The following is an 8819-nucleotide window of genomic DNA, read 5'->3' as shown; positions in this document are numbered from 1 at the left end:
CAGTTCCTTCTCGATCAGGCCTTCCTGGAGGCCGACGAGCGCGGTGGCGTGCGTCAGGTTCGGGAAGTACCCGATACGGACCTCGGCGGCCGACAACTTCCTGCCGTCCGCAGCGAGGGCGTTCGCCTTGCCGTCGCCCTTGTCTTCGGCCTGGGAGCCGTAGCCGCACGAGGCGAGGGCACCGATCAGGAGCGGCAGGGCAGCGGCGGCGGCGAGGCCGCGGCGCAGGGTCTTACGGGCGGAACCGGTGGCAGGCACGGGAGGGCTTCCTCTCGCCGCGCCGTCGTTCTACGGCGCGGATTCTCGTCTGTGGAGCGGGGGCGGGTACGGCGCGTGGCGGACGGTCATCGCGCACATCGCGCCACGCCTCCCTGGCCGCTGCCGAGGGCGCCGCTGCCCACGCGGCCGCCCTCCTTCGCGAAGGTCGAGTAGAGATCGGCGAACATCTAGAAGTCCCACCCGTCCTCGTCCGGCCGGACGTCCTCGGCGGACTCGGCCCGGGAGGCGAAGGACTCGCCCGCCATGCCCGCCGCCAGGGTGGTCCCGTCCGCCGGGTCGATCAGCAGGAAGGATCCGGTACGGCGGGAGTCGGCGTACGCGTCGAGCGCGAGGGGCTCGGCGGTACGGACGACCACGAGGCCGATGTCGTTCGCCACCAGCTGCCCGGGCTCCGGGTGCTGGGACAGGTCGTCCAGCGTCAGCCGCGAGGGGATCTCCTTGACGATCGCCTTGACCGTGCGGGTCGTGTGCTTGATCAACACCCGGGCGCCCACGGCGAGGGGCTGGTCCGCCACGTGGCACACCGTCGCGACGACGTCCTGGGTGGTCGCGGGGGCGCTCGCGGACGGTGCGATCAGGTCGCCGCGCGAGATGTCGATGTCGTCCTTCAGCCGCACCGTCACCGACTGCGGGGCCCAGGCGATGTCCACCGGCTCGCCCAGCGCGTCGATGCCCTCGATCACCGAGGTACGGCCCGACGGCAGGACCGTGACGGCCTCGCCGACGCGCAGCACGCCGGAGGCGATCTGGCCCGCGTAGCCCCGGTAGTCGGGGTGCTCCGCGGACTGCGGGCGGATCACGTACTGCACGGGGAAACGCGCCGGGCAGGCGGTGAGGTCGTGGCTGACCGGGACGGTCTCCAGGTGCTCCAGCACCGTCGGGCCGCCATACCAGTCCATGTTCGCGGACGGCTCCACCACGTTGTCACCGGCCAGGGCCGAGATCGGGATCGCGGTGATCTCCGGGACGCCCAGGTCCGAGGCGTAGGCGGTGAACTCCTGCGCGATCGCCGCGAAGACCGGCTCCTGGTAGCCGACGAGGTCCATCTTGTTCACGGCGAGGACCACGTGCGGGACGCGCAGCAGCGCCGCGACGGCCGCGTGCCGACGGGTCTGCTCGATCACGCCGTTGCGGGCGTCGACCAGGACCACCGCCAGGTCGGCGGTGGAGGCCCCGGTCACCATGTTCCGGGTGTACTGCACGTGGCCGGGGGTGTCGGCGAGGATGAACCGGCGGCGCGCGGTGGCGAAGTAGCGGTACGCGACGTCGATGGTGATGCCCTGCTCCCGCTCGGCCCGCAGGCCGTCGGTGAGCAGCGCGAGGTCGGGAGCCTCCTGACCGCGCTGGGCGGAGACGGCCTCGACGGCCTCCATCTGGTCGGTCAGGACCGACTTGGAGTCGTGCAGCAGCCGGCCCACCAGGGTGGACTTGCCGTCGTCGACGGAACCGGCGGTCGCGAAGCGCAGCAGGGTGGTCGCCGACAGGTCGGCGAACTGCTCGGTGGTGCTGGTCATTTCTAGAAGTACCCTTCGCGCTTGCGGTCTTCCATCGCGGCCTCGGACATCTTGTCGTCGGCGCGGGTCGCGCCCCGCTCGGTGAGACGGGAGACGGCGATCTCGGCGATCACGGCGTCGAGCGTGACCGCGTCGGAGTCGACGGCGCCGGTGCAGGACATGTCGCCGACGGTGCGGTAGCGGACGAGCCGCGACTCGGGCGTCTCGCCCTCCTTGGGGCCGCCCCACTCGCCGGCCGTCAGCCACATGCCGTTGCGCTTGAAGACCTCGCGCTCGTGGGCGAAGTAGATCTCCGGCAGCTCGATGCCCTCGCGGGCGATGTACTGCCACACGTCCAGCTCGGTCCAGTTGGAGAGCGGGAAGACGCGCACGTGCTCGCCGGGCGCGTGGCGGCCGTTGTAGAGCTGCCAGAGCTCAGGGCGCTGGCGGCGCGGGTCCCACTGCGAGAACTCGTCGCGCAGGCTGAACACCCGCTCCTTGGCGCGGGCCTTCTCCTCGTCGCGGCGGCCGCCGCCGAAGACGGCGTCGAACCTGAGGCTCTGGATGGCCTCGGTCAGCGGCACCGTCTGCAGCGGGTTGCGGGTGCCGTCCGGGCGCTCGCGCAGCTTGCCGGCGTCGATGTAGTCCTGGACGGACGCCACGTGCAGGCGCAGACCGTGCTCGGCGACGGTGCGGTCGCGGTACTCCAGCACCTCGGGGAAGTTGTGGCCCGTGTCGACGTGCAGCAGCGCGAACGGCACCGGCGCCGGCGCGAACGCCTTCAACGCCAGGTGCAGCATGACGATGGAGTCCTTGCCGCCGGAGAAGAGGATCACCGGCTTCTCGAACTCGCCCGCCACCTCGCGGAAGATGTGCACGGCCTCGGACTCGAGGGCGTCGAGGTGCGACAGCGCGTAGGGCGCGGACCCAGAAGAATTGTTCGCAGCGTCGTGGACGTGTGCGACGGTCGTCGTCATGCCAGACCCCTCTCGGTGAGCAGCGCGTGCAGGGCCGAGGCCGACTCCTGCACGGACTGCGTGTGCGACTCGATACGGAGGTCCGGGGACTCCGGCGCCTCGTACGGGTCGTCGACCCCGGTCAGACCGGAGATCTCGCCCGCCGCCTGCTTGGCGTACAGACCCTTCACGTCACGCTCGGAGCACACCTCGACCGGGGTGGCCACGTGCACTTCGAGGTACTCCGTCGCCGCGGCCGCGTGCCGCTTGCGGACGGCCTCGCGGCTGTCGGCGAACGGCGCGATCACCGGCACCAGCGCCTTGACGCCGTTGCTCGCGAGGAGTTCGGCGACGAAGCCGATCCGCTGCACGTTGGTGTGCCGGTCCTCGCGGCTGAAGCCCAGGCCGGCGGAGAGGAACTCGCGGATCTCGTCCCCGTCGAGCACCTCCACGCGGTGGCCCTCGGCCCGCAGCCGCTCGGCCAGCGCGTAGGCGATGGTGGTCTTGCCCGCGCTCGGCAGCCCGGTCAGCCACACGGTGGCGCCCTGGTCGCTCACGCTCATCTGCTCTGTCTCCGTAAGTTCTTCGCTGGTCGTCATCAGCCGTGCAGTCCGCACTCGGTCTTGCCCCGCCCGGCCCAGCGGCCGGACCGCGCGTCCTCGCCCTCCGCCACGCGGCGGGTGCAGGGGGCGCAGCCGACGGAGGCGTAGCCGTCCATCAGCAGCGGGTTGGTGAGTACGCCGTGCTCGGCGACGTACGCGTCCACGTCGTCCTGCGTCCAGCGGGCGATCGGTGAGACCTTGACCTTCTGCCGCTTCTCGTCCCAGCCGACCACCGGGGTGTTCGCCCGGGTCGGGGACTCGTCGCGGCGCAGGCCCGTCGCCCACGCGTCGTACGCCGTCAGGCCTTCTTCGAGCGGCTTGACCTTGCGCAGCGCGCAGCACAGGTCGGGGTCCCGGTCGTGCAGCTTCGGCCCGTACTCGGCGTCTTGCTCAGCCACGGTCTGCCGCGGGGTCAGCGTGATGACGTTGACGTCCATCACCGCGTCGACCGCGTCCCGGGTGCCGATGGTCTCCTCGAAGTGGTAGCCCGTGTCGAGGAAGACCACGTCCACACCGGGGAAGACCCGCGAGGCCAGGTGGGCGACGACCGCGTCCTCCATGGAGGAGGTCACGGCGAACTTCCCGCCGAACGTGTCGGCCGCCCAGCGCAGGATGTCGAGCGCGGAGGCGTCCTCCAGCTCGCGGCCGGCCTGCTCGGCCACGTCCTTGAGCGTCGCGGCCTTCAGGCCGGCGTTCTTGAGACTGGCGTCTTGCGTGGCGGTCATATCTCGTCCCCTCCCGCTGAGTTCGTCCCAACGCCCCGGGACAGCAGCCCGAGGTACTTCAGCTGGAAGGCGCGGTTGCAGGCCCTGCATTCCCACGCCCCGTGGCCCGTCTCGTGGGGGAGCAGGTCCTCGTCGCCGCAGTACGGGCAGTAGAACGGTGCGGCTCGCTCGCTCACGAGAGGCTCTTCTCGTCCGCGCGGGCCACCCAGGCCGCGAAGCGCTCGCCGTCCTCGCGCTGCTCCTCGTAGCTCTTGACGACCCGCTCGACGTAGTCGGGGAGACCGGCCGAGGTGACCTTGAGGCCGCGGACCTTGCGGCCGAAGCCGGCCTCCAGGCCGAGGGCACCGCCCAGGTGGACCTGGTAGCCCTCCACCTGGTTGCCGTCGTCGTCCAGGACCAGCTGTCCCTTGAGACCGATGTCCGCCACCTGGATACGGGCGCAGGCGTTCGGGCAGCCGTTGATGTTGATGGTGATCGGCTCGGCGAAGTCCGGCAGACGGCGCTCCAGCTCGTCGATGAGCGAGGCGCCGCGCGCCTTGGTCTCGACGATGGCCAGCTTGCAGAACTCGATGCCGGTGCAGGCCATCGTGCCGCGCCGGAACGGAGACGGCTTGACCCGCAGGTCCAGGGCCTCCAGCGCCTCGACGACCGAGTCGACCCGGTCGGCCTCGATGTCGAGGACGATCATCTTCTGCTCGGCGGTGGTGCGCAGGCGGCCGGAGCCGTGCTGTTCCGCGATGTCCGCGATCTTGGTCAGGGTGGCGCCGTCCACGCGGCCCACGCGGGGCGCGAAGCCGACGTAGAACTTGCCGTCCTGCTGCTGGTGGACGCCGACGTGGTCGCGCCACTGGCCGGAGGGCTGCTCGGGCGCAGGGCCGTCGGTCAGCTTCCGCTCCAGGTACTCGTCCTCCAGGACCTGGCGGAACTTGGCCGGACCCCAGTCGGCGACGAGGAACTTCAGGCGGGCGCGGGTGCGCAGCCGGCGGTAGCCGTAGTCGCGGAAGATCGAGATGACGCCCTCGTAGACGTCGGGGACCTCCTCGAGCGAGACCCAGGTGCCCAGGCGCACACCGAGCTTGGGGTTGGTGGACAGGCCGCCGCCGACCCAGACGTCGAAGCCGGGGCCGTGCTCGGGGTGGTTCACGCCGACGAACGCGACGTCGTTGATCTCGTGCGCCACGTCGAGCAGCGGCGAGCCGGAGATCGCGGACTTGAACTTGCGGGGCAGGTTGGAGAAGTCCTTGTTGCCCACGATGCGGCGGTAGATCTCGTCGATGGCGGGCGTGCCGTCGATGATCTCGTCCTGGGCGATGCCGGCGACGGGCGAGCCGAGGATGACGCGGGGCGTGTCACCGCAGGCCTCGGTGGTGGACAGGCCGACGGCTTCCAGGCGGCGCCAGATCTCCGGGACGTCCTCGATCCGGATCCAGTGGTACTGCACGTTCTGGCGGTCGGTGAGGTCGGCGGTGCCGCGCGCGAACTCCTCGGAGATCTCGCCGATGACGCGCAGCTGCTCGGTGGTCAGCCGGCCGCCGTCGATGCGCACGCGCAGCATGAAGTACTTGTCGTCCAGCTCCTCCGGCTCCAGGATCGCGGTCTTGCCGCCGTCGATCCCGGGCTTGCGCTGGGTGTACAGACCCCACCAGCGCATGCGGCCGCGCAGGTCGTTGGGGTCGATGGAGTCGAAGCCCCGGTGGGCGTAGATCGTCTCAATGCGTGTCCGCACATTGAGACCGTCGTCGTCCTTCTTGAACTGCTCGTTGCCGTTGAGGGGCGTGTGGTGTCCGACGGCCCACTGACCCTCGCCGCGGTGACGGCCGGTCTTGCGGCGCGCGGCGGCTGCGGGTGCTGCTGCGGGCGTTTCGGGGGTGGCGGCCATGGCGGTACGTCCTTCTTGGGCGGCTCAGGGCAGGGGCGGGTGCAGCGGGTGGGGTTGGCGTGACCCCTGGACGCTGAGCGGGTGCGGCCGATTGCCCGCGCCTTTGCCGGGGTGACCGGCGGACAGGGCGGTGTTCGGCCTTCAGGGGACTGCGATGATCGACACTTCCACGGCGACGATGCCGGGATTGCGGCGATGTGCGGCGGTTGCTGGTTCCGTCAGCACGCCGGACAGATGGCGCTGGACATGCGGCCGAGGTCGACGTGCCGCCGACTCACCAAGGCAATTCCAGCTCCATTCATGGCGGAAGCGTGTCATGGGCCGATTGGAGGAGTCCACTACTGTCCACGATACGGACGAAGTCGTCCCGCATGATGGGACGAGGTGACGGGGGTCACGCCCCATTCCCCCGGCCGGGTGCTGCCCTTGTTCTCCGGCTGCGGGCCGGTGGCCGCGCCTCAATCGCCGGCGGGGCTGGGTCTGGTGTCCCCGGCCGGGGTCGGCACGGGGGGTGGGGGCGCGGGGCCGCCGGGGGGCGTCTCCTCGGCTCGCGCGGGACTGCCCGTCTCGGCCGTACCCGGCGGTGCGCGCTCGTCCTGCGGGGACACCCCCCACCGTCCCCACACCCCCACCCCGGCGGGGCCGCCCCGCCACGTACCCGGGGGCCGTGGGGTGGGGACACTCCGGGGGCTCCCCGCAGGACGAGGCGCAACCACCGGGTGCAGCCGGGACATGCCCGAACGCGCCGAGCCGAGGAGAGCCCCCGGAGGGGCACCACTCCACCCGAAGCCACCACCAGCACCGGCCCGAGGGCCACGCTCCCGGCCGGGGACCACACCCCAGCCCCGCCGGCGATTGAGGCGCGGCCACCGGCCCGCAGCCGGGGAGCAGCGGCAGCGCCCGGCCAGGGCAGCGGCGGCCACCGGCCCGCCGCCGGAGGCGATCCGCGGGGCACGCCCAGCGGCTACGCGCCCGGCCAGGGGCCCGGGGTCGGGGTCTCTTCCTTCTCTTCCGTATCCGTCCTGAAGACCTTGAAGCCGCGCCGCTGGTAGTTCGCCATCGCCGTCGGGCCGTCCTGGCTGCAGGTGTGGACCCACACCCGGCGGGTCGGCTCGCGCTGCGGCCAGCGCGACGCGAGGTCCCACGCCCGTTCCACGCCCACGGACAGCAGGTGCCCCCCGATGCGGCGGCCGCGGAAGTCGGGGAGCAGGCCGAAGTACATGATCTCCACCGCGCCGTCGTCCTGCGGGTCGAGCTCCACGTACCCGGCCGGCGTGCCGCGGTCGTACGCCACCCACGTCTCCACCCCCGGCCGGCCGAGCTGTTCAACCCATTGCGCGCGGGTCAGGGACAGCCGGTCCGTCCAGTGGATGTCGCCGCCCACCGAGGCGTAGAGGAAGCGGCTGAACTCGGGGGAGGGCACCTCCGACCGCACGATGGATATCTCCGGGCCCGCCGGAGCCGCCGGGACGAGGTCCGCCGGAGAGGTCATCTCCAGCGACCAGGTGGTGAGTGTGATGGTGCTCATGCAGCTCAGGGAATCATGCCGGGTCCCGTCCGGCCCAGGCGGGCCCGGACCACCGCCGGGGCGGTGGAGTGCGGGAGCAGCGCGGCCGGGTCCTCGGGGCGGAGCAGCTCCACCTCGACGTCCTCCGCGAAGCGGTACGGCCGGTGGGCCAGGACGCCCGCGAGGTGGCGGCGTACGCGCGACAGCTCCGCCCGCACCGTCACCGTACGGGCCGGGTCACCGAACACCTCCGCCGACAGCTCCGCCGCCGAGCGCCCCCGCGGGCTCTCCGCCAGCAGGAACAGCAGCTCCGCGTGGCGCGGGCTCAGCTCCTGCGACCAGCTCCCGGACGACCCGTACACCGTCGCCGACCAGGAACCCGACCGGCTGAGGTCCAGTACGACCCGGGTCGCGGCCGTGCCCGTACGGTCCGGCGCGACCCGCAGCAGCCAGCCGCCGGGCAGCGGCTCTGCCACACAGTCGCCGAGCTGCGGCAGCCACACCCGGCCCGGCGCGAAGTCCTTCGGCAGGGGGATCCGGTCCGCCGGGGCCAGCCCCGTCACCGCGGCCGTCCAGCCGTGCGGGTCCACGGCCAGCGCCCGTCCGGGCAGCCGGGCCAGCAGCGGGGCCGCCACCGCCCGCAGCCGCTCCAGCGACTCCAGGTGCCGGATCCGCAGCTCCCGTTCCGCGAGCCGGGCCACCGAGCTCACCCAGGCCAGCGTCGCCGGATGCATGGTGGCCAGCGGCCCGCTGACGTCGACCACGCCCAGCAGCCGGCCGTCTCGCGGGTCGCGCACGGGCGCCCCGGCGCAGGTCCAGTCGTGGTGGCTGGAGACGAAGTGCTCCGCCGAGAACACCTGGACCGGCCGCCGGGCCACCAGGGCGGTCCCCACACCGTTCGTGCCGACGACGGCCTCGTCCCAGTCGGCCCCGACCGCGAAACCGAGCCGGTCCGCCTTGCGCAGGATGGACGTGTGGCCCTCCCGCCACAGCAGCCTCCCGTCCGCGTCCGCGACGACCATGATGTGGAGCGCCCCGTCGAGCGCGGGCAGCAGGCCCTCCCGCAGCACGGGAAGGACCTCCCGCAGCGGGGAGACGTGGCGCCGCTCCTCCGTCTCGGCGGCCGACAGCATCCGCGAGCGCGCGTCCCGGTCCGGGTGCACCCCGCGGGCCAGCATGCGGCGCCAGGACTCCGCGATCTCCGGCCGGGGCGCGGCCGGCGGGCGGGCGCCCGCCAGCGCGGCCGCGCGCACCCCCTTGAGCAGGCGCGTGGCCTCCCGAGGGTGCATGGCCGAGATGCGTGCCACATCGACCGTGATGCCTGTGGTGTCGGCCACCGGAACCTCCCCGTGCGAACAGGACGTACGACGCCGGCCGC

At 72.3% G+C, this 8819-nt stretch carries 9 protein-coding genes and 1 pseudogene; all 10 read right to left on the bottom strand.

What is annotated here, in order from left to right; translation table 11 throughout:
• Window positions 1-258, bottom strand: a pseudogene (locus AB0F82_RS23305) (sulfate ABC transporter substrate-binding protein); the annotation flags it as partial.
• A 188-nt stretch (window positions 259-446) separates the two neighbouring features.
• Complete coding sequence (locus tag AB0F82_RS23300) at window positions 447-1793, bottom strand: sulfate adenylyltransferase subunit 1 (RefSeq protein ID WP_362630947.1); 1347 nt, start codon at window positions 1791-1793, stop codon at window positions 447-449.
• Window positions 1794-1795: 2 nt separating this feature from the next.
• Entirely contained in the window at window positions 1796-2749 is a 954-nt protein-coding gene (cysD, locus tag AB0F82_RS23295; RefSeq protein ID WP_356813572.1) for a sulfate adenylyltransferase subunit CysD, read from the bottom strand.
• Entirely contained in the window at window positions 2746-3291 is a 546-nt protein-coding gene (gene cysC / locus AB0F82_RS23290; RefSeq protein WP_362630945.1) for an adenylyl-sulfate kinase, read from the bottom strand. The genes cysD and cysC overlap by 4 nt, the downstream gene beginning before the upstream one ends.
• Window positions 3292-3326: 35 nt before the next feature.
• Window positions 3327-4055 carry a phosphoadenylyl-sulfate reductase gene (locus AB0F82_RS23285; RefSeq protein WP_362630943.1) on the bottom strand — a complete coding sequence of 243 codons (729 nt, stop codon included), beginning with the start codon at window positions 4053-4055 and terminating at the stop codon, window positions 3327-3329.
• Window positions 4052-4231 carry a hypothetical protein gene (locus AB0F82_RS23280; RefSeq protein WP_362630942.1) on the bottom strand — a complete coding sequence of 60 codons (180 nt, stop codon included), beginning with the start codon at window positions 4229-4231 and terminating at the stop codon, window positions 4052-4054. Before AB0F82_RS23280 ends, AB0F82_RS23285 begins: the two co-directional genes overlap by 4 nt.
• The gene (locus tag AB0F82_RS23275) at window positions 4228-5934 is read right to left on the bottom strand and encodes a nitrite/sulfite reductase (protein WP_362630940.1); all 1707 of its coding nucleotides are present in this window, start codon (window positions 5932-5934) and stop codon (window positions 4228-4230) included. Before AB0F82_RS23275 ends, AB0F82_RS23280 begins: the two co-directional genes overlap by 4 nt.
• A 141-nt stretch (window positions 5935-6075) precedes the next feature.
• Window positions 6076-6252: a hypothetical protein gene (locus tag AB0F82_RS38735; protein WP_157840138.1), complete on the bottom strand. Its 177-nt coding sequence runs from the start codon at window positions 6250-6252 to the stop codon at window positions 6076-6078.
• A 646-nt stretch (window positions 6253-6898) separates the two neighbouring features.
• Window positions 6899-7462, bottom strand: coding sequence for a GNAT family N-acetyltransferase (locus AB0F82_RS23265; protein WP_362630938.1), 564 nt, complete (start codon window positions 7460-7462; stop codon window positions 6899-6901).
• A 5-nt stretch (window positions 7463-7467) separates the two neighbouring features.
• A complete protein-coding gene (locus AB0F82_RS23260; RefSeq protein WP_362630954.1) occupies window positions 7468-8730 on the bottom strand; it encodes a GAF domain-containing protein in 1263 nt (420 codons plus the stop codon).
• Window positions 8731-8819: the final 89 nt, after the last annotated feature.

Origin of the sequence: Streptomyces virginiae, from assembly GCF_040638905.1 — a bacterium.
Taxonomy (GTDB): Bacteria; Actinomycetota; Actinomycetes; order Streptomycetales; family Streptomycetaceae; genus Streptomyces; species Streptomyces virginiae_B.
Note: the sequence above shows the minus strand (reverse complement) of the source record. Positions and strands in the feature narration are given on the sequence as shown.